We start from the raw sequence: 23,926 nt of genomic DNA, 5'->3' as shown, positions 1-23,926 counted from the left end.
GGGCAGCCAGGGGCAATCCAGGGAATGAATAGAAGTCAGAAGTTATTCGGTATGAGTTTGCTGGCGCTGGTGGTGAGTGGATGTGCGGTCACCAGCGAGCCGATCGATCGCAGCGTCAGCGAACAGCGCGCTCGAACCGATCTGCAGAATATGTACAAGGATCAGGAGCCGCTGAGCGGCCCACTGACCTTGCACCAGGCCATGGCCCGGGCGGTGAAGTACAACCTCGAAGGCCGCTTGAAGATCATGGAGGAGGCCCTGGCCAAGCGTCAGTTGGACCTGGCCAGTTTCGACATGCTGCCACGCATGGCCCTGGACGCCGGGTATGTGGGCCGCAACAACGTCAACGCCTCCAGCAGCCAGAGCGTGGAAACCGGTACCCAGTCCCTGGAACCGTCGACCTCCCAGGACCGTGACCGTGAAGTGGCGGACCTGACCATGGTCTGGAACGTGCTCGATTTCGGTGTCAGCTACATCAGTGCCAAGCAGGCCGGGGACCAGCGCCTGATCGTGCAGGAACGCCGGCGCAAGGTGATCAACACCATCGTCCAGGACGTGCGTTCGGCCTACTGGCGCGCCATGGCCGCCGAGCGCCTGCTCAAGCAGATCGACAGCCTGATGGCCCGGGTCGACGCGGCGCGTGGCAACAGCCAGAGCATGAGCGAACAGCGCATCGGCGACCCGGTGCAGGCCCTGGGTTACCAGCGCTCGCTGATCCAGGCCACCCGACAGCTTGAAGAACAGCGCCGGGCGTTGTCCCTGGCCAAGACCGAACTGGCGACCCTGATCAACTTGCCCCTGGGCACCGAGCTGACCCTGGCGACCCAGGATGAATACACCATCCCGGAACTCAAGGTCGACCTGGCCCGTCTCGAACAGGAAGCCCTGGCCAGCCGCCCGGAACTGCGCGAGCAGGATTACCAGACCCGCATCACCGCCGCCGAAACCCGCAAGGCCATGCTGCGCCTGCTGCCGGGCCTGGAGTTTTCCGCCGGCGGACATTACGACAGCAACTCGTTCCTGGTGGAGCAGGGCTGGGCTGACTATGGTGTGAAAGTCACCTGGAACCTGTTCAACGTGATCTCCGCCCCGGCGGCCATCGACGTGGCCAAGGCCGGTGAAGAAGTCGCGTCGGCGCGGCGCCAGGCGATGTCGATTGCCGTGCTGGCGCAGTTGTACGTGGCCAACGCCAACTATCGCGAAGCCCTGCGCCAGTTCAAGACCAGCCAGCAACTGTCGGACATCGACGGGCAGATCGTTGGCCAGTTGCGCAGCCGTCACCAGGCCGCAGGCATTGGCGAACTGGACCTGATCCAGGGCGAACTGAACACCCTGCAGGCTGATCTGCGCCGGGACCTGGCTTATGCCGACCTGCGCAACGCCTACGGTCAGATCTTCGCCAGCGCCGGCCTCGATCCAATGCCGAACGAAGTGCAATCGACCGCAGTGCAATCGATCGCTACGGCGCTGGCGAACCGCGAAGCGGCCTGGGCCCAAGGGAACATCAACGTGCCAATGGCCGCCGTGCCCCAGTAACGGGCCTTGGGCATGACGCGCCCGGCGTTTTCCCGGCTGCCAGTGGCGGTGAACCTGCCGTTGCTGTTGCAGGCACTGGCGGCCATTGACGACGCGCGCTGGCAAGGGCATTTCAACAGTGCCTATTACAGCGGCGACTGGAGCGGGGTGGCGCTGATTTCGGCGGCGGATGCCGTCACCGAGCTGTCGCCCGGGCGCGGTCAGCCAAGCCAGCGTGAGCCTTGGCTAGCGGACGGTCGCTGGCGTGAGGCGTTGCGCGACTGGCCCCTGGAGATCGTCTCGGCCCGGCTGCTGCGGCTGGGGCCTGGTGGGTGCATTCACGAGCATCGTGACTACGATCTGGGCGGGCCGGACGCCGACCTACGCCTGCACGTTCCGTTGCTCAGCCCACCTGACGTGGACTTTTTCCTGGATGAACAAATCATTCCGCTGACGGCCGGCGAGTGCTGGTTTCTCGACCTGGCGCGGCCTCACCGGGTGGTTAACCGAAGTGCTCATTCGCGGGTTCATCTGGTGCTCGATTGTCGCCCCGGGCCGTGGCTGGCCCAGCAGATTACCGATGGGCTGCCCACCACGCCCGCCGCGGGCGTCAGGCAAAGCGACTTCGCCCGTTTTCAGCAGCGTGTGGAAAGCGATCCTGAACTCGCCCGTACCTTGCAGAGCCTGCACGACCTCGACGCTTTCATTGAGTCCAGCCTGGCGCTGGGGGCCGAACGAGGGCTTCATTTCACCCGGGAAGAATTGCGGGCCGCGATGCGCAACGGTCGCCAGCAGTGGAGAAACCCGTGGAAGACCTGAACCTGCACGGTTGGTTGCCGATCCGCCTCTGGCAAGAGGCCGGACAGTGGTGGGTCGATTGGTGCTGGTTCGGCGACGCGCGACTGTCACAGCCGTTCTTTGGCGATGCGGTGGAAGACGCCCTGCGCCTGCCCTTCAACCAGGCGTTCCGCCGCCGGACGCCCTTGGGCGCACTCAGTCAGTGGCAACGACAATCCCCGGGACTTGAGCCCAGCGCATTCATTTTCCATGCCTCCCGTTGTGGCTCGACATTGATCAGCCAGATGCTCGCGCAGTTGGACGACCATATCGTTATCTCGGAACCGCCACCGCTGGATACGCTGCTGCGCAGTGATTTGCCAGCGGCCGAGCGGTGTGTGGCACTCAAGGGCTTGATGTCGGCCTACGGGCAGCGCCGCCGAGGTGTGGAGCAACGCCTGGTGGTCAAGCTCGACGCCTGGAACATCGGTGAACTGCCGCTGCTGCGTGAGTGCTTTCCCGACACACCCTGGCTGTTCGTGTACCGCGACCCCTTGGAAATTTCGGTCTCCCACCTGCGGCGTCCCGGCATGCACATGGTGCCGGGGATGATCGGGGCGACGGTCCTGGACGATGGATTGCCGTTCGGCAGCCAGGAAGATTTCATCCCGCGACGGGTGGGGCGGCTGTTGGGAGCCGGTCTGGAACACTGCCGGGCATTGGCTGGGATGGCGGTCAACTACACCGAACTGCCCGAGGCGATGACGGGCAGGTTGGCGGCGTTGTTCGGCCTCGATGATGAGCAATGCGAGCAAGTGTTCGCCACGGTGGGGCAGCATGCCAAGCAGCCGGCGCAGGCGTTTGTCGGCGACAGCGAGGACAAGCGCCGGGAGGCTTCGGCGCTGTTGCGGGAGCGGGTCCTGCGCTGGGCGCAGGGGCCTTACGAAGCGCTCGAGTGTCTGAGAAGGTCTTGAATTCAGGAGTGTCCTGTGGCGAGGGAGCTTGCTCCCGCTGGGCTGCGTAGCGGCCCCAAGATCTTGCGGTTGCTGCGCAACCGAGCGGGAGCAAGCTCCCTCGCCACAGGGGCACGCTTGTGCCTTGTCTAACCCATCACGGCTTGTTGGGCGACAACTCCGCCATCCCCTTGAGCAATTCGATCGGCAAGGGGAAGACGATGGTGGAGCTTTTATCCCCGGCAATCGAGCCCAGCGTCTGCATGTAGCGCAGTTGCATGGCGCCTGGCTGGCGCCCGAGCATTTCGGCGGCCTGCATGAGTTTTTCCGAGGCTTGCAACTCGCCTTCGGCGTGGATCACTTTGGCCCGGCGTTCCCGCTCGGCCTCGGCTTGGCGGGCGATGGCGCGGATCATGGATTCGTTGAGGTCCACGTGCTTGATCTCGACGTTCGCCACCTTGATGCCCCAGGCGTCGGTCTGGGCGTCGAGCACTTGCTGGATGTCACCATTCAATTGCTCGCGCTCGGCCAGCAGTTGGTCCAGGTCATGCTTGCCGAGGACTGCGCGCAACGTGGTCTGGGCCAGTTGGCTGGTGGCCATGAGGAAATTTTCGACCTGGATGATCGCCTTCTGCGGGTCGAGCACACGGAAATACAGCACCGCATTGACTTTCACCGAGACGTTGTCCCGGGTGATCACGTCCTGGGGCGGTACGTCGAGGACAATGGTGCGCAGGTCGACGCGGATCATCTGCTGTACCACCGGAATCAGCAGGATCAACCCCGGTCCCTTGACCTGCCAGAACCGTCCTAGCTGGAACACCACCGCGCGTTCGTATTCGCGCAGGATCCGGAATGTCGCTCCCGCCAGCGCGATCACCAGCAGCAACAGCAGCACAAAACCGATTTGCATGCCCATCTCATACCCCTCCGGAGTCAGCGGCGGCCACTTCCAGCAGCAAACCCTTGCGGGAGATGACCCGCACCGCTTGCCCAGGCCGCAGCGGCGTCGCGCTTGCCACTTGCCAGCGTTCGCCTTCCAACTGGACCCAGCCATGATGATTGTTGCCGGCCTGCAACGCGGTCACCGCCGTGACGCTGCCCAGCAGTCTGGCATCGCCGCTGATGGGTTGGCGCGGCCGCGTTTTCAATGCACGGACCAGCAGTGCGAGCAACAGCAAGGCACTGATCAGGCCCAGGCCGAGCATCAGCGGAACCGGTACATCGGCGTTGGTCAGGATGACCGCGCCAATCACACACAAGACAATGCCACCCAGCCCCGCGACGCCGTAATTGGGCAAGGCTGCCTCGAAGACCAGCAAGGCCACGCCAACGGCGATCAGCCAGAAACCCAGGGGATCGGTGCCTGGCGGCATGAGGCCATCGGCGCCGAACGCGGCTCCGCTGATCGCCAGCAGCGCAACCGTCAACCAGTGAATGTTCACGGGATCCTCCGCAACGTGTCGTCGTCGGGATGTTATTCAAAGTCTAGTCGAGTCGGGGGTTGATTGAATTTTGATCAGTCTGGCGGTCGGCGAGGGGCTAGACTGCCTAGGAACAACCCCGTCATCCACTCATGTCCAGGAGCCCCCTATGGAACCGCCGATCCACACCCTTCGCGCATTGTTCAAGCAACTGGGCTTGCCCGATGACGCCATTGGCATTGATCAGTTCATCGCCACGCATTCACCCCTCAAGCCCGGATTGCACTTGGCCGATGCGTTTTTCTGGAATGAGGGCCAGCGGCAAATGCTGCGCGAGGAAATCCTCGAGGATGCGGACTGGGCGGAAGTGATAGACCAGTTGGATGTGTTGATGCGCAAGGGGCGTAGCGAGCGACCTGCCTGAGAGACCTGTGGGAGCGAGCTTGCTCGCGATGGCGGTATGTCTGTTACATCAATGTCGACTGACCGTTCGCTATCGCGAGCAAGCTCGCTCCCACAGGGGATTACCTGTTATTCGTTTTAAGTATTAATAAATAGCTTCTTATTCCTTAAATAATATAGCTCTCCTCCCTATACTCGTCCGGGAACAGACACGCAGGAGAGCACCCATGCGCAACGAATCGATTCGCTACCTGATTGTGCCGGGCTGGCAAGGATCGCCGGAAAATCATTGGCAAACCCACTGGCAGAACAGCCTGCCCAACAGTGCCAGGGTCGAGCAGGCCGACTGGGTGACGCCTCGGCGTGAAGACTGGGTCGCGGCGCTGGCCGAGGCCGTGGCCGCCGACAGCACGCCGGTGATCCTGATTGCCCATAGCCTGGGTTGCATCACGGTGGCCCATTGGGCCGCCACCGCGCCGGTGCAGTTTTTGCGGCAGGTGCGTGGGGCGTTACTGGTGGCGCCGGCGGATGTCGAGCGGCCAGCCTGCGTCCCGGCGCTGCGCAACTTCGCGCCGATTCCCAGCGATCTGTTGCCGTTCCCAAGCCAAGTGGTCAGTTCCGACAACGACGACGCCGTGAGCGCCCCACGCGCCCTGGAACTGGCGCGCAACTGGGGGGCCGAGGCCGGAATCCTGGCCGGGGCGGGGCATATCAACGTGAAGTCCGGCCACCAGCGTTGGGAGCAGGGTTTCGCTTATCTCTATCGTCTGCAAAACCGCATGGAGCATCACGCCCTGCGTCGCGCCTGAATTTTTAGCGCCCCCCGTCTCCCGGCGGTCTGGGGCGGGAGCCTGCCATGAGTTTGCATGAAACCTTCGGTCAGCCCTTGCTGACCTTTCCCGATGCGGAAAAAAGCCCCCTGAGCATTCGCGCCAAGGCGCTGGTGTTTGTCGACCCCCGTTCACGGCAGTTGCGCCAGGAGTTGGAGCAACTGGCGCCCCGTGCGATCTCGGTGCTGATACGCGGCGAAACCGGTAGCGGCAAGGAACTGCTGGCCCGGCATATCCATCGCGAAAGCGATCGCGGCGGATTGTTTGTGTCGGTCAACTGCGGCGCCATCAGCCCGACCTACGCCGACGCCGAACTGTTCGGGTATGCCGCCGGCAGCTACAGCGGCTCGGCCAGCAGCCGGGCCGGTTGGTTCGGTTCGGCCAACGGCGGCACCCTTTACCTGGATGAAATCGGCGATTTGCCGCTGCCGATCCAGATCAAGTTGCTGGCGGCCCTGGAGAACCACGAAGTCACCCGTGTCGGCGCCCACCAGCCCAGTCCGGTGGATGTCCGTCTGGTCGCGGCCACCAGTATCGACCTGGCGCAAGCGGTGGCGGCCGGGAAATTCCACGAACGGCTCTACCACTACCTGGGCGAAGGCCGACTGGAACTGCCGGCCCTGCGTGAACGGGTGGGCGATATTCTGTCCCTGGCCGAATACTTCCTGGGCATCTACAGCCAGCGACTCGGCCTGGCCGTGCCGCTGATCAGTGAGGCGGCGCAGCATGCCCTCGAACAGCACAGTTGGCCGGGCAACACCCGCGAGTTGGAAAACGTCATTCATTTCGCATTGCTGGTGAGTACGGGCGAGGAAATTTTGCCGGAGCATTTGAATTTGCCACCCCAGCCTTCAGTGCCGGAACTGATCGAGCAGCAAGTGGCGCAGGTCATCGCAGGGGGATCGGAAGGTGAGCGTGCCGCACTCAAGGTGCTGCTCAGTCGATTGGGCTCGACGCTGTAAGCGTGGCTGACCCGCTCTTGTGGCGAGGGCGCTTGCTCCCGCTGGGCTGCGTAGCGGCCCCAAGATCTTGCGGTTGCTGCGCAACCGAGCGGGAGCAAGCTCCCTCGCCACAAAAGCGGTGTTAGCTATATGAGTAAAATGAATATGAACTTGAACAAAAGATATTGTTAAGGAATAAAAAATATCGGTATTGTCCGCATCACGCCAGCGATAGCACTTCACTGGCACACCCTCATTTAGCCGTCGTCCATGACGACTGTGATTTTCGATAAGGACACTGCATGAAAAAGGTTCTGTTGTTCACCGCATTGGCGGCAGCCCTGACGTCGGGCCTGGCCCAGGCTGCAGAGAAACTGGTGGTGGCCGCCACGCCGGTGCCCCACGCTGAAATCCTCGAGCTGATCAAGCCAACCCTGGCCAAGGAAGGCGTGGACCTGGAAATCAAGGTCTTCACCGACTACGTCCAACCCAACGTGCAGGTTGACCAGAAACGCCTGGACGCCAACTACTTCCAGACCCTGCCGTACTTGAAGAACTTCAACGAAGGCAAAGGCACGAACCTGGTGACCGTGATCGGTGTTCACGTCGAACCGTTCGGTGGCTACTCCAAGAAGTACAAGACGCTGGCTGACCTGCCAGACGGCGCGACCATCGCGCTGCCCAACGAAGGCAGCAACAGCGGCCGTGCGCTGATCCTGTTGCAGAAGGCTGGCCTGATCGAGTTGAAAGACCCGAAAAACGCGTTGGCGACGCCGAAAGACATCGCCAAGAACCCGCGCAACTTCAAGTTCAAGGAGCTGGAATCGGCCATGCTGCCGCGGGTGCTGGACCAGGTCGACCTGGACCTGATCAACACCAACTATGCCCTGGAAGCGGGTCTTAACCCGGCCAAGGATGCCTTGGTGATCGAAGGTTCGGATTCGCCTTACGTCAACTTCCTGGTGGCCCGTCCGGACAACAAGGACAGCCCGGCCATCCAGAAACTGGCAAAGGCCTTGACCAGCCCTGAAGTGAAGGCGTTCATCGAGAAGAAATACAGCGGTGCGGTACTGCCGGCGTTCTGATTCGCGCGGTACACCCTTCATGGTTTCAAACGCCGACGGCTGATACAGCGTCGGCGTTTTTTACTGTGGGAGCTTGCTCGCGATGGCGGTTCATCAATAAACACTGATGTGACTGACAGGCCGCTATCGCGAGCAAGCTCGCTTCCACAGGGAATGGATCAGGTCTCCCCGCTCTTCAACGCCCTGCGCAACGCCATCAACAATTTCAATATGTCCTGCGGTTCCAGTCGCTGCGGCACGTTTACGTCAGCCATGTTTTCTTCCTTGTAATGGTGAGGGGGGATGGCGAAAAAGATCCTCCCTGCGGCGCAAGGAAAATAGTCGTCTTTGTTCTTCGCGGCAAATCCGGGGATAGTTTTTTGCGTGATATCAATATGCTTTAACGGTATTTAAATTACAGTTCTTATGCCATTAAAGTCAGTGCCTGCCGAGTAGCTATCCGCTGCCCATGGACCGCACGACCGCCGCTTACCGAGCGGCGTCCAGGATGTTCAATGAACTTCGATTACGCTTTTATCCTCAGCACCCTCCCGGCGTTTCTCAAGGCCGTGGGCGTGACGCTGCAAGTTGGCCTTATCGCCATCGCCACCTCGCTGCTGGTGGCGCTCGTGAACGCAACGATCCTGGTGTTGCGCACACCTTACCTGCAACGCCTGGTGGGGCTGTATGTGGAGCTGGCCCGCAACACCCCGCTGCTTATTCAGTTGTTCTTCGTCTACTTCGCCTTGCCGGCGCTGGGCATCAAGGTGTCGGGGTTTGCCGCAGCGATCATCACCATGACGTTCCTGGGAGGCGCCTATCTCACGGAAGTGCTGCGGGCGGGCGTGGACGCGGTGCCCCAGGCGCAATTGGAATCCGGCCGTTCCATCGGCCTGTCCCACGGGCAGTTGCTGCGCTACGTGATCCTGCCGCAGGCCGGGATCCTCAGCTTGCCGTCGCTGTTCGCCAACTTCATTTTCCTGCTCAAGGAGACCACCGTGGTCTCGGCCGTGGCGGTGCCGGAGATTCTCTACACCACCAAAAGCTACATCGCGCTCTACTACAAGACCTACGAAATGCTCGCTGTGCTGACGCTGATTTGCGTGCTGCTGTTCTTGCCGCTGTCGCTGCTGCTCAGCCGCCTGGAAAGGAGGCTCCAGCATGGCCAGTTCGGGTCTTGAGTTGCTGTGGGTGTCGTTGCCGCAACTGGGCAAGGGCGCCGCGCAAACCTTGTCGATTTCCTTCCTGAGCATCGCCCTCAGCACTGTGGGCGGCGTGCTTTATGGGGTGTTGCGGACGTTGGGTGTGAAAGGCGTGGATGTCGTTCTGCGGGTCTACCTGGAGTTGTTCCGGGCGATCCCGGTGCTGGTCTGGTTGTACCTGCTGTTCTTCGGCCTGCCGATCTTTTTCGGCTTGAGCCTTCCAAGCTTTTGGTGCGCGGTCCTGGTGTTGTCGTTATGGGGCGCAAGCGAGGTGGGTGAAGTGGTACGCGGTGCATTGCATTCGTTGCCGCGCGGCCAGCGCGAGGCGGGCTTGTCCATTGGCTTGAACGGTCTGCAACTCTACGGCCATGTGTTGTTGCCGCAAGCGCTCAGACGCATGACACCGCCGACCATCAACGTCTACACGCGCATCATCAAGACCAGCTCCCTGGCCGTGCTGATCGGCGTGGTGGACGTGATCAAGGTCGGCCAGCAGATCATCGAGCGCACCTACGAGTCCGTGCTGATCTACGGCGCGCTGTTCCTGTTTTTCTTCTTTATCTGCTACCCGCTTTCGGCCGCCTCCCGCGTGCTGGAGCGGCGCTGGACGCAAGCATGAGCGCATTGATCGAGTTCAAGGGTTTCAACAAGTTTTTCGGCGAACAGCAGGTGCTGGATGGCATCGATCTGCAAGTGCAGTCGGGCGAAGTGATCGTCATCCTCGGCCCCAGTGGTTGCGGAAAAAGTACCTTGCTGCGTTGTCTCAACGGGCTGGAGGTGGCCCACAGCGGCAGCTTGGCATTCGCCGGTCGCGAGTTGCTGGACAAGGGCACCGACTGGCGCGAAGTGCGGCAGCAGATCGGCATGGTGTTTCAGAGCTATCACTTGTTCCCGCACATGAGCGTGCTCGATAACCTGCTGCTCGGCCCGGTCAAAGTGCAAAAGCGCGACCGCCGCGAAGCACGCGCACAGGCCGAAGCCTTGCTGGCGCGGGTTGGGCTGCTGGACAAGCGCGATGCCTTTCCACGTCAGCTCTCCGGCGGCCAGCAGCAACGCATCGCCATTGTGCGTTCGCTGTGCATGAACCCCAAGGTCATGTTGTTCGATGAGGTCACCGCCGCCCTCGACCCGGAGATGGTCAAGGAAGTGCTGGAAGTCATCCAGGGCCTGGCCCGCGAAGGCATGACGCTGTTGATCGTCACCCACGAAATGGCCTTCGCTCGCGCCGTGGCTGACCGCATCGTGTTCATGGACGCCGGGCGGATCCTTGAACAAAACCCTCCCGAGATTTTCTTTACGAACCCGCAAACCGCACGAGCGCAGCAGTTCCTGGAGAAGTTCTCCTACGTCGCCGCACTACCCAAAACGACTCAAACAAAGGAACTGGAACTGTCATGAAAACTGCCAAGTCTTCTCTGCTGCTACTGCCGTTGCTCGCCGCCGCTTTGCTGGTCGGCTGCAATAAAACCGAAGAACCGCCGAAGCCGAACGTGGCCAGCCCAAGCGCTGCGTCGACCAGCTATCTGGACAAAATCAAGGCGCGGGACAAATTGATTGTCGGCGTCTTCACCGACAAGCCGCCGTTTGGCTTCGTCGATGAGGCGGGGCGTTATGTCGGCTTCGATACCGACATCGGTCGTCGATTCGCCAAGGACCTGCTCGGCGATGAAAACAAGGTCGAGTTCGTCGCGGTCGAACCGGCGAGCCGGATTCCGTTCCTGCAAAGTGACAAGGTCGACCTGATCCTGGCCAACATGACCGTGACCCCGGAGCGCAAGGAGGCGGTGGAGTTCACCAACCCGAACCTGAAAGTCGCGGTGCAGGCGCTGGTGCCACAAGCCAGCGCGGTGAAAAGCCTCGATGACCTGGCGAGCCGCACCACCATCGTCACCACCGGCACCACGGCGGACATCTGGCTGACCAAAAATCACCCGGACTGGAAGCTGCTCAAGTTCGAGAAAAATTCCGAGTCCTTGCAAGCTCTGGCCAACGGGCGTGGCGATGCCTATGCCCAGGACAATCTGGTGCTGTTCAGTTGGGCCAAGCAGAACCCCGGCTATCGCGTGCTGGAGCAGACACTGGGCGCCGAAGCGCCGATTGCACCGGCGGTGAAGAAGGGCAATATCGAGTTGCGTGATTGGGTCAATGCCGAGTTGGCGAAGCTGGGTGAAGAGAAGTACTTGCTCAAGCTGTACGACCAATACGTGCGCAAGGAACTGAGCGATGACACCAAGCCGGAGAGTGTGATTGTCGAGGGTGGCAAATGGCAGGGGTGATTCTCTGAGGGGTGTGTAGACCTTCAGCGCGCCTTCGCGAGCACGCTCGCTCCCACAGGGTTAATTGTGTGGGAGCGAGCTTGCTCGCGATCCGGTTTACAGGCACCACTCAATCCGGCCAGTGCCACGCTGGCTCATCCAGCGCCCGCTGCCCGACGATCCCGGTCTGTCCAAGGTCTTTCTCCAGCACGATGCAATTGCACTGCTCATCCTGTTCCAGGGCGGCGATCAGGCGCGTGGCGTGGGACACGACCCAGACCTGGCAATTTGCCGAGGCGCGGATGATCAACCGCGCCAGGGCCGGCAACAGGTCCGGGTGCAGGCTGGTTTCCGGTTCGTTGAGCACCATCAGCGAAGGCGGTCGTGGGGTGAGCAGGGCGGCCACCAGCAACAGATAGCGCAGGGTCCCGTCCGACAGTTCGGCGGCGGACAGCGGCCGCAGCAGGCCATGTTGTTGAAACGCGATGGCGAAACGTCCGCCTTGCAGTTTCTCGATGTTCAGGCGGGCACCGGGGAACGCGTCGCCGATGGCGGCATGCAGGGCTTCGTCTTCGCCGATTTCAAGGATGGTCTGCAGGGCCGCGGCCAGGTCACGTCCGTCGTGGTGCAGCACCGGCGTGCGGGTGCCCAGTTGCGGTTGGCGCACCGGGGCGTCGGCGTCGCTGCGAAAATGGTCATAGAAGCGCCAGCGACGGATGAACTCGCGCATCTGCAGGACCTCCGGCGAAGTGCGCAGGCTGCCGACCTGGTCGAACAGGCTGTCGAAGGTGGGCGTGTGCTGGGCCAGCACATCCCAGGAACGGCCTTCGCGGGCACGAATCATCGGCCCATTGCGGTCCATCAGCAGGCTGGCGGGCCGAAACACCGGGCCGGCCCAGATGCATTCGCGCTTGATTTCAGGGTCCAGCGAGAACGCTGAACTGCTGGGCTCCGGCAAGCCCAGGGCGATCGAATAGCTGAAGTCTTCCCCGGCGAAACCCAGGCGCAGGCGCTTGGTGCCCTGGCGCACAATCGCCTGGACCGGCACCTCGCCGTTACGCATGCGGCGGCTGATTTCCTCCGGGCCGGCCCAGAAGGTCGAATCGAGTCCGCCTTCACGGGCCAGGGCATTGACCACCCCACCCTGGGCCGTCTCGGCCAGCAGGCGCAGGGCACGGTACAGATTGGATTTGCCGCTGCCGTTGGGGCCGGTGATCAGGTTCAGCCGGCCCAGGGGAATGACCAATTTATTGATCGAACGGTAGTTGGCCACCGCCAATGTCTTGAGCATGAGCAGACTCCTGCTGCATGGGTTCGTAGGAGCTGTCGAGCGAAGCGAGGCTGCGATCTTTTGATCTTTCGCTTGAGATTCAACTGTCAGGGGAAAGATCGCAGCCTCGCTTCGCTCGACAGCTCCTACAGGAGGCGATCAGTTTGCCTGATTTGCTGCACCCATTGTATTCGCGGAACCCTGTTCTAAGCTCACAGTCGTATCGTCACTGGTACGTCCGTACAACGCAAAGGAGTCTGCATGACTGGTCCCGGAATCAAATGGGTTATTGGTTTGGGCGTGTGTGCATTGTTGACGGGGTGCGGTGATAAGAAGCCCGAAGAAAAAGCCCTGCCACGGGTTTTCGTGCAGCAAGCCGTGCCCAGTGAATACGCAGCCTCGGTGACCTTGACCGGCGATGTCCAGGCGCGGGTGCAGGCCGATCTGTCGTTTCGTGTGGGCGGCAAGATCATCGAGCGCAAGGCCGATGTCGGTGACCGGGTCTCGGCCCGGCAAGTGCTGGCCCGGCTCGATCCCCGGGACCTGCAGACCAACGTCGACTCCGCCGAGGCCCAGGTGGCCGCCGAGCAGGCGCGGGTCAAGCAGAGTGCGGCGGCGTTCGTACGCCAGCAGAAACTCCTGCCCAAGGGCTACACCAGCCAGAGCGAATACGATGCGGCCCAGGCTCAACTGCGCAGCAGCCAGAGTGCGCTGGCCGCCGCCCAGGCCCAGTTGGCCAACGCCCGTGAGCAATTGAGCTACACCGCGCTGATTGCCGAGGCACCGGGCATCATCACCGCGCGCCAGGCAGAAGTCGGCCAGGTGGTGCAGGCCACGGAGCCGATCTTCAGCCTGGCCCGGGACGGCGAGCGCGACGCGGTGTTCAACGTCTACGAATCGCTGTTGAGCGAACCACCGTCGGACCCTGCAATCACCATCAGTCTGCTGGATGATCCCGCCATCAAGACCACCGGCACGGTACGCGAAATCACTCCCGCGGTGTCTGCCCAGACCGGTACCGTGCAGGTCAAGGTCACCCTCAATGATCTGCCCGAAGGCATGCGCCTGGGGTCGGTGGTCAGCGCCACGGCCAAGTCCGCCGGCAAGACCGCTTTCGAGCTGCCTTGGTCGGCCCTGACCAAGAACCTCAGTGAGCCGGCCGTATGGCTGGTGGACGGCGAGGGCAAGGCGCAGCTGCAAACGGTGACGGTCGGCCGCTACCTGACCGGCAAGGTCATCATCAGCGACGGCCTCAAGGGCGGTGAGAAAATCGTCACTGCGGGCGGGCAATTGCTGCACCCCGGCGTAGGCGTCGAGATCGCTGAAGACACTTATGGAAAATCCAAGCCGGGAGTCCAGCCATGAAGCGTTTGTGGATGGTCTCGGCCGGCCTGTTGCTGGCCGCTTGCTCCAAGGAAGAGGCGCCGCCCGAACCGGTGCGCCCGGTGTTGTCCGTTGAGGTCCGGGCCCTAGACCAGCAGGCACTCGGGCGGTTTGCCGGGAATATCCAGGCGCGATACGAGAGCAACGTGGGTTTCCGCGTGCCAGGACGTATCGCCAGCCGCAACGTCGATGTCGGTGCTGAAGTGAAGAAGGGCGACTTGCTCGCCACGCTCGACCCCACCGACCAGCAGAACCAGTTGCGCGCCTCCCAAGGCGACCTGGCGCGGATCGAGGCGCAGTACATCAATGCCCAGGCCAATGCCCGTCGCCAGCAGCAATTGTTCGACCGTGGCGTTGGGGCCCAGGCGCAACTGGACATCGCCCAGACCGATCTGAAAACCACCGGCGCCTCTCTCGAACAGGCCCGGGCCTCGGTGGAGCAGGCCCGCGACCAGCTCAACTACAGCGAGCTGCGTACCGACCACGATGCCGTCGTTACGGCCTGGAATGCCGAAGCGGGGCAGGTGGTCACCGCCGGCCAACAAGTGGTGACCCTGGCCCGTCCGGACGTCAAGGAAGCGGTGATCGACCTGCCGGCCGGGCTGGTCGAGCGCCTGCCCACGGACGTGGTGTTCGAGGTCGCGGCGCAATTGGACCCGACGATCCACACCAGCGCCATCGTGCGCGAGATCGAACCCCAGGCCCAGAGCGCTACCCGCACCCGCCGCGCGCGCCTGACGCTGACCGACACACCGCCAGGTTTTCGCCTGGGCACGGCCATCAGCGTGACCCTGAGCTCGACCATCGAACCGCGCATCGAGCTGCCGCTCAGCGCCCTGCAAGAGATCGACGGCAAGGTGCGCATCTGGCTCATCGACCCGCAGAACCAGACCGTCTCCCCCCGCGAAGTCCGGATTCTCGAACGCTCCAATGACGCGGTGCTGGTGGCCAACGGCATCAAGGCCGGCGACCGCGTGGTCAGCGCCGGCGTGAACAGCCTCAAGCCGGGGCAGAAAGTGAAACTCGACGAGGACGCACGATGAAAGGGCCTTTCAACTTATCCGAATGGGCCCTGCGGCATCAGTCGTTCGTCTGGTACCTGATGTTCGTGGCGCTGTTGATGGGCGTGTTCTCGTACATGAACCTGGGGCGGGAGGAAGACCCGTCGTTCACCATCAAGACCATGATCATCCAGACCCGCTGGCCGGGCGCGACCCAGGAAGAAACCCTCAAGCAGGTCACCGACCGCATCGAGAAGAAACTCGAAGAGCTCGACTCCCTCGACTACGTCAAAAGCTACACCCGTCCGGGCGAATCGACGGTGTTCGTGTACCTGCTCGACACCACCGGGGCCAAGGACATCCCCGAGATCTGGTACCAGGTACGCAAGAAGATCGACGACATTCGTGGCGACTTCCCCCAGGGGCTGCAAGGCCCGGGTTTCAACGACGAGTTCGGTGACGTGTACGGTTCGGTATACGCCTTCACCGGCGACGGTCTGTCGATGCGCCAGTTGCGCGACTACGTGGAGCAGGTGCGCGCCGAGATTCGCGACGTGCCCGGGCTGGGCAAGGTGGAAATGCTCGGCGAACAGGATGAAGTGCTGTACCTGAACTTCTCCACGCGCAAACTCGCTGCGCTGGGCATCGATCAGCAGCAGGTGGTGCAGAGCCTGCAGTCGCAGAATGCCGTGACGCCGGCCGGGGTGATCGACGCGGGGCCGGAGCGGATTTCCGTGCGTACGTCCGGGCAGTTCCAGTCGGAAAAAGACCTGGCAAACGTCAACCTGCGGCTCAATGACCGGTTCTATCGACTGGCCGACATCGCCGACATCAGCCGCGGTTATGTCGACCCCGCCACACCGATGTTCCGCTTCAACGGCACGCCGGCCATCGGTCTCGCCATCGCGATGAAGAAGGGTGGCAACATCCAGGATTTCGGCAAGGCGCTGCATGCGCGCATGAACGAACTGACCGCCGACCTGCCGGTGGGCGTTGGCGTGCACACCGTGTCGGACCAGGCCGAGGTGGTGGAGGAGGCCGTCGGCGGCTTTACCAGCGCCTTGTTCGAGGCGGTGATCATCGTCCTGGTCGTCAGCTTCATCAGCCTTGGCGTACGGGCCGGGCTGGTGGTGGCCTGTTCGATCCCACTGGTGCTGGCGATGGTCTTCCTGTTCATGGAATACAGCGGCATCACCATGCAGCGGATTTCCCTCGGGGCGTTGATCATCGCCCTCGGCCTGCTGGTGGATGATGCGATGATCACCGTGGAGATGATGGTCACGCGCCTGGAAAAAGGTGACAGCAAGGAGCAGGCCGCGACCTTTGCCTATACCTCGACGGCGTTCCCGATGCTCACCGGGACCCTGGTGACTGTCGCCGGTTTCGTGCCCATCGGCCTGAATGCGAGTTCCGCCGGTGAGTACACCTTCACCCTGTTCGCGGTCATCGCCGTGGCGATGCTGGTGTCGTGGATCGTCGCGGTGCTGTTTGCCCCGGTGATCGGCGTGCATATTCTCAGCACCAACGTCAAACCTCACAGCGCCGAGCCGGGACGGATCGGCCGGGCGTTCAACGGCGGCCTGCTGTGGGCGATGCGCAATCGTTGGTGGGCCATTGGCATCACGGTGTTGCTGTTCGTGCTGGCGGTGTTTTGCATGCGCTTCGTGCAGAACCAGTTCTTCCCTTCCTCGGACCGACCGGAAATCCTGGTGGACCTCAACCTGCCGCAAAACGCCTCGATGGACGAGACCCGCAAAGCCGTCGACCGCCTGGAAGCGACCCTCAAGGGTGACCCGGACATCGCGCGCTGGAGCACCTACATCGGCGAAGGCGCGATTCGCTTCTACCTGCCGCTGGACCAGCAATTGCAGAACCCCTACTACGCGCAACTGGTGATCGTCAGCAAGGGCCTGGAGTCGCGCAACGCCCTGACCGAGCGCCTGCAAAAGCGTCTGCGCGAGGATTTCGTCGGCATTGGCAGCTACGTGCAGGCCCTGGAAATGGGCCCGCCGGTGGGCCGGCCGATCCAGTACCGGGTCAGCGGCAAGGACGTCGACCAGGTGCGCAAGCACGCCATCGAGCTGGCCACCGAGCTGGACAAGAACTCGCACATCGGCGAAATCATTTACGACTGGAACGAGCCGGGCAAGGTCCTGCGCATTGATATCGCCCAAGACAAGGCGCGGCAATTGGGCTTGTCTTCCGATGATATGGCCAGGCTGATGAACAGCATCGTCAGTGGCTCGCCGGTGACCCAGGTCAACGACGATATCTACCTGATCGATGTGGTCGGCCGCGCTGAAGATGCCGAGCGCGGTTCGCCGGAAACCCTGCAGAACCTGCAGATCGTCACCCCGAGTGGCACCTCGATTCCGCTGCTGGCGTTTGCCACGGTGCGCTATGAACTGGAGCAGCCGTTGGTGTGGCGTCGTGACCGCAAGCCGACCATCACCATCAAGGCCGCGGTGCGCGACGAGATCCAGCCCACCGACCTGGTCAAGCAACTGCAACCGGACATCGACAAGTTCGCCGCCGGCCTGCCGGTGGGTTACAAGGTCGCCACGGGCGGCACGGTGGAAGAAAGCAGCAAGGCCCAAGGGCCGATCGCCAGCGTCGTGCCGCTGATGCTGTTTCTGATGGCGACCTTCCTGATGATCCAGCTGCACAGCGTGCAGAAACTGTTCCTGGTGGCGAGCGTCGCGCCCCTCGGGTTGATCGGCGTGGTGCTGGCGCTGGTGCCGACGGGCACGCCCATGGGCTTCGTGGCGATCCTCGGGATCCTGGCCTTGATCGGCATCATCATCCGCAACTCGGTGATCCTGGTGACCCAGATCGATGAATACGAACGTGACGGCTACGAGCCCTGGGACGCGGTGGTGGAGGCCACCGAACACCGGCGCCGGCCGATCCTGCTCACGGCCGCCGCGGCGAGCCTGGGGATGATCCCGATTGCCCGGGAAGTGTTCTGGGGGCCGATGGCCTACGCGATGATCGGCGGGATCATCATCGCCACCCTGCTGACGCTGCTGTTCCTGCCGGCGCTGTATGTGGCCTGGTACAAGATCCGCGAGCCCAAGCGCGATTGACCGTCATTGCGACGAGAACGGCCATGCACTGCTGACGAGAGTTGCCATGCACTGCTTCTGTGGCGAGGGAGCTTGCTCCCGCTGGGCCGCGAAGCGGCCCTATAAGGGCTGCTGCGCAGCCCTATCGCGAGCAAGCTCGCTCCCACAGGGATCCTCAGTGAGCACATATTCTGCGAGCAAAAGAGAACCACTGTGGGAGCGAGCTTGCTCGCGATGAGGCCAGTCCGGTCACCCTGGCCTTTTACTTGCGCAACAACCGCAACCCATTGAACACCACCAACAAACTCACCCCCATGTCGGCAAACACCGCCATCCACATGGTGGCAAGCCCGGCGAAGGTGACCCCAAGGAAAATCGCCTTGATCACCAACGCCAGGGCAATGTTTTGCTTGAGGATGCTGGACGTCTGCCGCGACAGGCGAATGAACGCTGGAATCTTGCGCAGATCATCGTCCATCAGCGCGACGTCGGCGGTCTCGATGGCCGTGTCGGTGCCGGCCGCCGCCATGGCGAAACCGATTTCCGAACGGGCCAGGGCCGGGGCGTCGTTGATGCCGTCGCCGACCATGCCGACGCGGTGACCCTGGGCATACAGCGCTTCAATGGCTTGCAGCTTGTCTTCCGGCAACAAGTCGCCCCGCGCCTGATCCATGCCCACCTGCGCGGCAATCGCTTCGGCGGTGTGGGCGTTGTCGCCGGTGAGCATCAGGGTCTTGATGCCCAGGTCGTGCAATTGCCGGATGGCTTCGCGGCTGGAGTCCTTTACGGTGTCGGCCACGGCAAACAGCGCCAAGGGGCCTGTAGCGTCGAGCAGCAGCACCACCGACTTGCCTTGTTTTTCCAGGGCGAAGAGTTTTTCTTCCAGCTCGGGAGAGCACAGGCCGAGGTCTTCTACCAGGCGGTGATTGCCCAAGTGATAGGTCTGGCCGCCGATGTCGCCGCGCACGCCGCGTCCGGCAAGCGCCTCGAAGTTATCCACAACCTGCGGGGCCAGTTGCTTATCCACCGCCGCATTGGCAATCGCCCGGGACACCGGGTGGTCGGAACGGGCGGCGAGGCTGGCGGCCAGGGCCGGGGCGGTGCTTTGCACTGTCGGGTCGAGGGCCACGTAGTCGGTTTGCACCGGTTTGCCGTGGGTGATCGTGCCGGTCTTGTCCAAGGCCAGGTAGTCGAGCTTGTAGCCGCCCTCCAGGTACACGCCGCCCTTGACCAGGATGCCTTTGCGCGCCGCGGCGGCGAGGCCGCTGACGATGGTCACGGGCGTGGAAATCACCAGCGCGCAAGGGCAGGCGACCACCAGCAGCACCAGCGCCCGGTAGATCCAGTCGAACCACGCCGCGCCCATGAACAGCGGTGGGATGACGGCCACGGCCAAGGCCAGGGCGAACACCGCCGGGGTGTAGATTTTCGAGAACTGATCGACGAAACGCTGGGTCGGTGCGCGGGAGCCCTGGGCTTGCTCCACGGCGTGGATGATCCGCGCCAGGGTGGATTGGTCGGCCGCCGCGGTCACGGTGTATTCCAGTTCGCCGGCCTGGTTGATGGTGCCGGCGAACACTTTGTCGCCAACGGTTTTCTCCACCGGCAAGCTTTCGCCGGTGATCGGTGCCTGGTCGAGGGTGGAGCGGCCGGCGACCACGTCACCGTCCAGGCCCACGCGTTCGCCGGGGCGCACCCGCACCCGCGCACCCAGGGCAATGGCCTTGACCTCTTGCACCTGCCAGCTGCCATCGGCCTGTTGCACGGTGGCCTGTTCCGGGGCCATCTGCATCAGGCCACTGATGGCGTTACGCGCCCGGTCCAGGGATTTGGCCTCGATCAGCTCGGCCACGGTGAACAGGAACATCACCATCGCCGCTTCCGGCCATTGGCCGATCAGCACGGCACCGGTCACGGCGATGCTCATCAGCGCATTGATGTTCAGGTTGCGGTTCTTCAGGGCGATCCAGCCCTTCTTGTACGTGCCCAGGCCACCGCTGAGGATCGACACCAACGCCACCAGCGCGACCACCCAGTTGGGCGCGGCATTGGTGAAATGGATCAGCTCGGCGCCCAGGGCCGTCACGCCGGACAGCGCCAACGGCCACCAGGGTTTGGCCGGGGCGGGCAGGTCGTTGGTTTGCGATTTCTGGCCCGGGGTCAGCGGGTCGGCCTGCATCCCTAAGGACTCGATGGCCTGGATGATCGGCGCGTCGCTGGGCAAATCGTGAGTCACGCCCAGCACACGGTTGATCAGGTTGAATTCCAGTCGCTGCACGCCTTCGAGCTTGCCGAGCTTGTTCTGGATCAGTGTCTGTTCGGTGGGGCAGTCCATGGCTTCGATGCGGAAACTGCTCAGCCGCGCACCGTCCGTCGGCGTTTTGCCGAGGTTGACCACCGCTGGCGCCGCTTTCGAGGCGCAGCAGGAATGCCCGTGGTCATGGCCGTGCTCGGGTTTGTGGGTGTGAAGGGAATCGCTCATCGGGTGACGTCCGTGAAAAGTGCCTGTTGCGCAGTAAAGACCCTGTAGCCACTATAGGGTCAAGCACCTATTTGGGAGGCCGCATCATGAAGATCGGAGAACTGGCGAAAATCACCGACTGCCAGGTCGAAACCATCCGCTATTACGAGCGTGAGGGCCTGCTGCCGGAACCGGCCCGCAGCGACGGCAATTACCGCGTCTACACCCAGGCCCATGCCGAGCGGCTGACGTTCATCCGCAACTGCCGCACCCTGGACATGACCCTGGAAGAAATCCGCAGCCTGCTGGCCCTGCGTGACAGCCCCCAAGACCAATGCGAAAGCGTCAATGCGCTGATCGACGAACACATCCAGCACGTCAAGGCCCGTATCGATGGCCTACTGGCCCTGCAGACACAACTGATTGACCTGCGCCACCGCTGTGGCGAAGGGCCGGACCTGGATCAATGCGGGATCTTGCAGCGGCTGGAGGTGAGCGGGGCGGTGGCGCCGGAGGTGGAGCATTCGCATGTGGGGCGCAGTCATGGGCATTGAGCCTTTGTGGGAGCGAGCTTGCTCGCGATAGCGGCTTGGCAGTCAACATCTATGTTGAGTGTAATGGCCTCATCGCGAGCAAGCTCGCTCCCACAGGGGCGGGTGGTGTGGCTTAGACGGCCATCGGCGCGGTCATTGGCGCATGGTGCTGGTAGCCTTCGAGGGAGAAGTCGCCCGGCTCCACCAACTCCAGCCACTCAGGCTGGTACACACCGGTCTTGGCAAACTCCGGCACACGCTCGGAAATCACCAGCTTGGGCATCGGGAACGGCTCGCGGGTGAGCTGTTCGTTGAGCATGTCCAAGTGGTTTTCGTAGACGTGGGCATCGCCGATGAAATAGGTGAACCAGCGCGGCGTGTAGCCGGTCAGGCGACCGATCAGGCTCAGCAGGGCGGCGCCTTCGGTGAGGTTGAACGGCGTGCCCAGGCCCAGGTCGTTGGAGCGGATGTAGAGGGTCAGGGAGATTTCCCTGGTCTCGACATTCGGGTGGAACTGGTAGAGCAGATGGCACGGCGGCAGGGCCATTTCATCGAGCTGGGCGCAGTTCCAGCCGTGGAACAGGATACGGCGGCTGCCCGGGTCCTTGATGATGGTGTCGACGCACTGGCGAACCTGGTCGATGGCTTTGTACAGCACCACGTAGGCCTGGCCGTTTTCTTCGCCTTCGGCGATCTGCCGGTAACCCTGGGCCAGCGTCTGCTCGATGGCCGCCGGGTTGCTCAGGGGTATCTGCTTGTAGGCCGGCCATTTGCGCCATTGCACGCCGTAGATCTCGCCCAGGTCGTCGTCGCCCTGGCGGAACGGGTTGGCCAGCCACTGGGCGTTTTCGTTGGCGTTCTGGTCCCAGACCTTGCAGCCCAGGGCGCGGAACTCGGCGGCATTGTTCACGCCCCGGAGAAAACCGCACATTTCGCCGATGGCCGATTTGAAGGCCATCTTGCGGGTGGTGATGGCCGGGAAGCCGTCCTTCAAGTCGTAGCGCAGCATGGCGCCGGGGAAGCTGATGGTGTTCACGCCGGTGCGGTTGGCTTGCTTGGTGCCGTTCTTGATGACGTGGGCCACCAGATCGAGATATTGCTTCATGGGTTACCTGTGTCCTTGAACCCGAGGCCAGCGCCCCGGGGTTCGAATTTTAAACCTTGGCCGCCGCAGCCGGTGCACGACGATAAGCCAGCCAGATCAGCGCCAGGCCACCGATGATCATCGGCAGGCACAGCACCTGGCCCATGGTCAGCCAGTTCCAGGCCAGGTAGCCAAGCTGGGCATCCGGGACGCGGACGAATTCAACGATGAAACGGAAGATGCCATAGAACAGCGCGAACATGCCCGATACCGCCATGGTTGGCCGCGGCTTGCGCGAGAACAGCCAGAGGATCAGGAACAGTGCCACACCCTCGAGGGCGAACTGGTACAGCTGGGACGGGTGGCGCGGCAATTGCGCCGGGTCGCTGAACGGCGGGAAGATCATCGCCCATGGCACGTCAGTCGGCTTGCCCCACAATTCGGCATTGATGAAGTTGCCGATGCGTCCGGCGCCCAGGCCGATCGGCACCATCGGCGCGACAAAGTCCATCAGCTCGAAAAACGACTTGTTGTTGCGCTTGCCGAACCACAACGCCGCGAGCATCACGCCGATGAACCCGCCGTGGAACGACATGCCGCCCTTCCAGACTTCGAAGATCAGCGTCGGATTGGCCAGGTAGGCGCTCAGGTCGTAGAACAGCACGTAGCCCAGGCGTCCGCCGACGATCACGCCCATGGACAACCAGAACACCAGGTCGGAGAGCTTTTCCTTGTTCCAGGTCGGGTCGAAGCGGTTGAGCCGGCGCGACGCCAGCAGCCAGGCGCCGCCGATGCCGATCAGGTACATCAGGCCGTACCAGTGGATTTTCAGCGGGCCGATGGCCAGGGCCACCGGATCGATCTGCGGGTAAGGCAGCATTGATATTCCTCGTAAACGTCAAAAATGCCCGGGCGACGCTGCCACCTCGGGATTAAGCCAGGATTGCGTCAGAACAGAAAACTCAAGCCCACGCAGAATAGCAAGGCGGCGAACAGCCGCTTGAGCAAGCGCGGCGACAGGCGATGGGCCAGCCGCGCGCCGAAACGGGCGAAGACCATGCTGGTCAGGGCGATGCCTAGCAGCGCCGGTAAATACACAAATCCGAGACTATGGGCCGGCAGCAGCGGATCGTGCCAGCCCAGCATCATGAAACTCAAAGCACTGACCACGGCGATGGGCAGTCCGCAGGCCGATGACGTGGCGACGGCTTGTTGCATCGGCACGCTGCGCCAGGTCAGGAATGGCACGGTCAGCGAACCGCCGCCGATGCCGAAAATCGCCGAGGCCCAGCCGATCACGGTGCCGGCCACGGTCAGCCCGGCCTTGCCCGGTACGGTGCGGCTGGCCTTGGGCTTGACGTCCAGGGCCAGTTGCACGGCAACGATCAGGGCGAACACGCCGATGATCTTTTGCAGGTGCGGGCCGGAAATCGCTTCGGCGGTGATCGCGCCGAAACCGGCACCGATCAGGATTCCCACCGTCATCCAGGCGAAAATCGGCCAGCGCACCGCGCCTTTGCGCTGATGCTCGCGCACGGCGTTGACCGAGGTGAAGATGATCGATGCCAGGGACGTGCCGACGGCCAGGTGCGTCAACACCTGCGGATCGAAACCCTGCAGGGTGAAACTGAACACCAGCACCGGGACGATGATGATCCCGCCCCCCACGCCGAACAGCCCGGCCAGCACACCCGCGCAGGCGCCAAGCAGCAGATAGAGCACAAATTCCACCAGACTCTCCCCGCCCATCCCCGAAATAAGAGCGG

Annotated in this window: 22 protein-coding genes; 15 read left to right on the top strand and 7 right to left on the bottom strand. The window is 62.7% G+C overall.

What is annotated here, in order from left to right:
• The first annotated feature begins 24 nt into the window (after positions 1 to 24).
• From AO356_RS10480 to AO356_RS10470, 3 genes are read left to right on the top strand one after another with little or no spacing between them, the layout of a single operon-like run.
• Positions 25 to 1,536, top strand: a complete 1,512-nt coding sequence (locus AO356_RS10480) for a TolC family protein (protein ID WP_060739723.1) — start codon at positions 25 to 27, stop codon at positions 1,534 to 1,536.
• 12 nt (positions 1,537 to 1,548) lie between these two features.
• The gene (locus AO356_RS10475; protein WP_060739722.1) at positions 1,549 to 2,334 is read left to right on the top strand and encodes an aspartyl/asparaginyl beta-hydroxylase domain-containing protein; all 786 of its coding nucleotides are present in this window, start codon (positions 1,549 to 1,551) and stop codon (positions 2,332 to 2,334) included.
• Positions 2,322 to 3,266, top strand: a complete 945-nt coding sequence (locus tag AO356_RS10470) for an aspartyl beta-hydroxylase (RefSeq protein WP_060739721.1) — start codon at positions 2,322 to 2,324, stop codon at positions 3,264 to 3,266. Before AO356_RS10475 ends, AO356_RS10470 begins: the two co-directional genes overlap by 13 nt.
• 136 nt (positions 3,267 to 3,402) lie before the next feature.
• On the opposite strand, the gene AO356_RS10465 is transcribed toward AO356_RS10470, so the two are convergent.
• Positions 3,403 to 4,158 carry a slipin family protein gene (locus AO356_RS10465; protein ID WP_371919238.1) on the bottom strand — a complete coding sequence of 252 codons (756 nt, stop codon included), beginning with the start codon at positions 4,156 to 4,158 and terminating at the stop codon, positions 3,403 to 3,405.
• Positions 4,159 to 4,165: 7 nt separating this feature from the next.
• On the bottom strand, positions 4,166 to 4,690 hold the full coding sequence (locus AO356_RS10460) for an NfeD family protein (RefSeq protein ID WP_060739719.1): 525 nt from the start codon (positions 4,688 to 4,690) through the stop codon (positions 4,166 to 4,168).
• Positions 4,691 to 4,838: 148 nt separating this feature from the next.
• Between AO356_RS10460 and AO356_RS10455 the strand changes: the two genes are divergently transcribed.
• The 8 genes from AO356_RS10455 to AO356_RS10420 all read left to right on the top strand — a co-directional run bounded on the left by AO356_RS10455 (position 4,839) and on the right by AO356_RS10420 (position 11,384).
• Entirely contained in the window at positions 4,839 to 5,093 is a 255-nt protein-coding gene (locus AO356_RS10455) for a DUF2789 domain-containing protein (protein WP_060739718.1), read from the top strand.
• A gap of 205 nt (positions 5,094 to 5,298) precedes the next feature.
• The gene (locus AO356_RS10450; RefSeq protein WP_060739717.1) at positions 5,299 to 5,880 is read left to right on the top strand and encodes an alpha/beta hydrolase; all 582 of its coding nucleotides are present in this window, start codon (positions 5,299 to 5,301) and stop codon (positions 5,878 to 5,880) included.
• A gap of 47 nt (positions 5,881 to 5,927) precedes the next feature.
• The gene (locus AO356_RS10445; RefSeq protein WP_060739716.1) at positions 5,928 to 6,863 is read left to right on the top strand and encodes a sigma 54-interacting transcriptional regulator; all 936 of its coding nucleotides are present in this window, start codon (positions 5,928 to 5,930) and stop codon (positions 6,861 to 6,863) included.
• Positions 6,864 to 7,144: 281 nt separating this feature from the next.
• Positions 7,145 to 7,927, top strand: a complete 783-nt coding sequence (locus tag AO356_RS10440; RefSeq protein WP_060739715.1) for a MetQ/NlpA family ABC transporter substrate-binding protein — start codon at positions 7,145 to 7,147, stop codon at positions 7,925 to 7,927.
• A 494-nt stretch (positions 7,928 to 8,421) separates the two neighbouring features.
• Positions 8,422 to 9,087: an amino acid ABC transporter permease gene (locus AO356_RS10435; RefSeq protein ID WP_060739714.1), complete on the top strand. Its 666-nt coding sequence runs from the start codon at positions 8,422 to 8,424 to the stop codon at positions 9,085 to 9,087.
• Positions 9,068 to 9,727 (top strand): amino acid ABC transporter permease, encoded by a 660-nt coding sequence (locus AO356_RS10430; RefSeq protein WP_060739713.1) that lies wholly within the window; start codon positions 9,068 to 9,070, stop codon positions 9,725 to 9,727. The genes AO356_RS10435 and AO356_RS10430 overlap by 20 nt, the downstream gene beginning before the upstream one ends.
• Complete coding sequence (locus tag AO356_RS10425) at positions 9,724 to 10,506, top strand: amino acid ABC transporter ATP-binding protein (RefSeq protein WP_060739712.1); 783 nt, start codon at positions 9,724 to 9,726, stop codon at positions 10,504 to 10,506. The genes AO356_RS10430 and AO356_RS10425 overlap by 4 nt, the downstream gene beginning before the upstream one ends.
• Positions 10,503 to 11,384, top strand: coding sequence for a transporter substrate-binding domain-containing protein (locus AO356_RS10420; RefSeq protein ID WP_060739711.1), 882 nt, complete (start codon positions 10,503 to 10,505; stop codon positions 11,382 to 11,384). The genes AO356_RS10425 and AO356_RS10420 overlap by 4 nt, the downstream gene beginning before the upstream one ends.
• A 109-nt stretch (positions 11,385 to 11,493) precedes the next feature.
• Here AO356_RS10420 and AO356_RS10415 read toward each other — a convergent pair whose 3' ends face one another.
• Entirely contained in the window at positions 11,494 to 12,654 is a 1,161-nt protein-coding gene (locus AO356_RS10415) for an AAA family ATPase (protein ID WP_060739710.1), read from the bottom strand.
• Between the two features lie 240 nt (positions 12,655 to 12,894).
• Here AO356_RS10415 and AO356_RS10410 point away from each other — a divergent pair, with 240 nt between their 5' ends.
• The 3 genes from AO356_RS10410 to AO356_RS10400 are packed head-to-tail and all read left to right on the top strand — an operon-like array spanning position 12,895 to position 18,103.
• Entirely contained in the window at positions 12,895 to 13,998 is a 1,104-nt protein-coding gene (locus AO356_RS10410; RefSeq protein ID WP_060739709.1) for an efflux RND transporter periplasmic adaptor subunit, read from the top strand.
• Entirely contained in the window at positions 13,995 to 15,059 is a 1,065-nt protein-coding gene (locus tag AO356_RS10405) for an efflux RND transporter periplasmic adaptor subunit (RefSeq protein ID WP_060739708.1), read from the top strand. The genes AO356_RS10410 and AO356_RS10405 overlap by 4 nt, the downstream gene beginning before the upstream one ends.
• The gene (locus AO356_RS10400; protein ID WP_060739707.1) at positions 15,056 to 18,103 is read left to right on the top strand and encodes an efflux RND transporter permease subunit; all 3,048 of its coding nucleotides are present in this window, start codon (positions 15,056 to 15,058) and stop codon (positions 18,101 to 18,103) included. The genes AO356_RS10405 and AO356_RS10400 overlap by 4 nt, the downstream gene beginning before the upstream one ends.
• 241 nt (positions 18,104 to 18,344) lie before the next feature.
• Here AO356_RS10400 and AO356_RS10395 read toward each other — a convergent pair whose 3' ends face one another.
• Complete coding sequence (locus AO356_RS10395) at positions 18,345 to 20,564, bottom strand: heavy metal translocating P-type ATPase (protein ID WP_060739706.1); 2,220 nt, start codon at positions 20,562 to 20,564, stop codon at positions 18,345 to 18,347.
• Between the two features lie 86 nt (positions 20,565 to 20,650).
• Here AO356_RS10395 and cadR point away from each other — a divergent pair, with 86 nt between their 5' ends.
• Positions 20,651 to 21,097 carry a Cd(II)/Pb(II)-responsive transcriptional regulator gene (gene cadR / locus AO356_RS10390; RefSeq protein WP_003196623.1) on the top strand — a complete coding sequence of 149 codons (447 nt, stop codon included), beginning with the start codon at positions 20,651 to 20,653 and terminating at the stop codon, positions 21,095 to 21,097.
• Between the two features lie 112 nt (positions 21,098 to 21,209).
• On the opposite strand, the gene AO356_RS10385 is transcribed toward cadR, so the two are convergent.
• The 3 genes from AO356_RS10385 to AO356_RS10375 all read right to left on the bottom strand — a co-directional run bounded on the left by AO356_RS10385 (position 21,210) and on the right by AO356_RS10375 (position 23,891).
• A complete protein-coding gene (locus AO356_RS10385) occupies positions 21,210 to 22,181 on the bottom strand; it encodes a thymidylate synthase (protein WP_060739705.1) in 972 nt (323 codons plus the stop codon).
• 49 nt (positions 22,182 to 22,230) lie between these two features.
• A complete protein-coding gene (lgt, locus tag AO356_RS10380) occupies positions 22,231 to 23,040 on the bottom strand; it encodes a prolipoprotein diacylglyceryl transferase (protein WP_030140534.1) in 810 nt (269 codons plus the stop codon).
• 68 nt (positions 23,041 to 23,108) lie between these two features.
• Entirely contained in the window at positions 23,109 to 23,891 is a 783-nt protein-coding gene (locus AO356_RS10375) for a sulfite exporter TauE/SafE family protein (protein WP_060743096.1), read from the bottom strand.
• Between the last annotated feature and the right edge of the window lie 35 nt (positions 23,892 to 23,926).

The sequence above is a fragment of the Pseudomonas fluorescens genome, from assembly GCF_001307275.1.
GTDB classification, from domain to species: domain Bacteria; phylum Pseudomonadota; class Gammaproteobacteria; order Pseudomonadales; family Pseudomonadaceae; genus Aquipseudomonas; species Aquipseudomonas fluorescens_AA.
The sequence above is the reverse complement of the archived record's forward strand: the minus strand, read 5'-3'. Positions and strand labels throughout refer to the sequence as shown.

Excerpts from the sequence above, each read along its gene's own strand:
- AO356_RS10410 (WP_060739709.1), top strand. The coding sequence starts at position 12,895 with ATGACTGGTCCCGGAATCAAATGGGTTATTGGTTTGGGCGTGTGTGCA.
- AO356_RS10465 (WP_371919238.1), bottom strand. The coding sequence starts at position 4,158 with ATGCAAATCGGTTTTGTGCTGCTGTTGCTGCTGGTGATCGCGCTGGCG.
- AO356_RS10445 (WP_060739716.1), top strand. The coding sequence starts at position 5,928 with ATGAGTTTGCATGAAACCTTCGGTCAGCCCTTGCTGACCTTTCCCGAT.
- AO356_RS10475 (WP_060739722.1), top strand. The coding sequence starts at position 1,549 with ATGACGCGCCCGGCGTTTTCCCGGCTGCCAGTGGCGGTGAACCTGCCG.
- AO356_RS10480 (WP_060739723.1), top strand. The coding sequence starts at position 25 with ATGAATAGAAGTCAGAAGTTATTCGGTATGAGTTTGCTGGCGCTGGTG.
- AO356_RS10440 (WP_060739715.1), top strand. The coding sequence starts at position 7,145 with ATGAAAAAGGTTCTGTTGTTCACCGCATTGGCGGCAGCCCTGACGTCG.
- AO356_RS10415 (WP_060739710.1), bottom strand. The coding sequence starts at position 12,654 with ATGCTCAAGACATTGGCGGTGGCCAACTACCGTTCGATCAATAAATTG.
- cadR (WP_003196623.1), top strand. The coding sequence starts at position 20,651 with ATGAAGATCGGAGAACTGGCGAAAATCACCGACTGCCAGGTCGAAACC.
- AO356_RS10450 (WP_060739717.1), top strand. The coding sequence starts at position 5,299 with ATGCGCAACGAATCGATTCGCTACCTGATTGTGCCGGGCTGGCAAGGA.
- AO356_RS10430 (WP_060739713.1), top strand. The coding sequence starts at position 9,068 with ATGGCCAGTTCGGGTCTTGAGTTGCTGTGGGTGTCGTTGCCGCAACTG.
- lgt (WP_030140534.1), bottom strand. The coding sequence starts at position 23,040 with ATGCTGCCTTACCCGCAGATCGATCCGGTGGCCCTGGCCATCGGCCCG.
- AO356_RS10455 (WP_060739718.1), top strand. The coding sequence starts at position 4,839 with ATGGAACCGCCGATCCACACCCTTCGCGCATTGTTCAAGCAACTGGGC.
- AO356_RS10405 (WP_060739708.1), top strand. The coding sequence starts at position 13,995 with ATGAAGCGTTTGTGGATGGTCTCGGCCGGCCTGTTGCTGGCCGCTTGC.
- AO356_RS10420 (WP_060739711.1), top strand. The coding sequence starts at position 10,503 with ATGAAAACTGCCAAGTCTTCTCTGCTGCTACTGCCGTTGCTCGCCGCC.
- AO356_RS10435 (WP_060739714.1), top strand. The coding sequence starts at position 8,422 with ATGAACTTCGATTACGCTTTTATCCTCAGCACCCTCCCGGCGTTTCTC.
- AO356_RS10395 (WP_060739706.1), bottom strand. The coding sequence starts at position 20,564 with ATGAGCGATTCCCTTCACACCCACAAACCCGAGCACGGCCATGACCAC.
- AO356_RS10425 (WP_060739712.1), top strand. The coding sequence starts at position 9,724 with ATGAGCGCATTGATCGAGTTCAAGGGTTTCAACAAGTTTTTCGGCGAA.
- AO356_RS10385 (WP_060739705.1), bottom strand. The coding sequence starts at position 22,181 with ATGAAGCAATATCTCGATCTGGTGGCCCACGTCATCAAGAACGGCACC.
- AO356_RS10400 (WP_060739707.1), top strand. The coding sequence starts at position 15,056 with ATGAAAGGGCCTTTCAACTTATCCGAATGGGCCCTGCGGCATCAGTCG.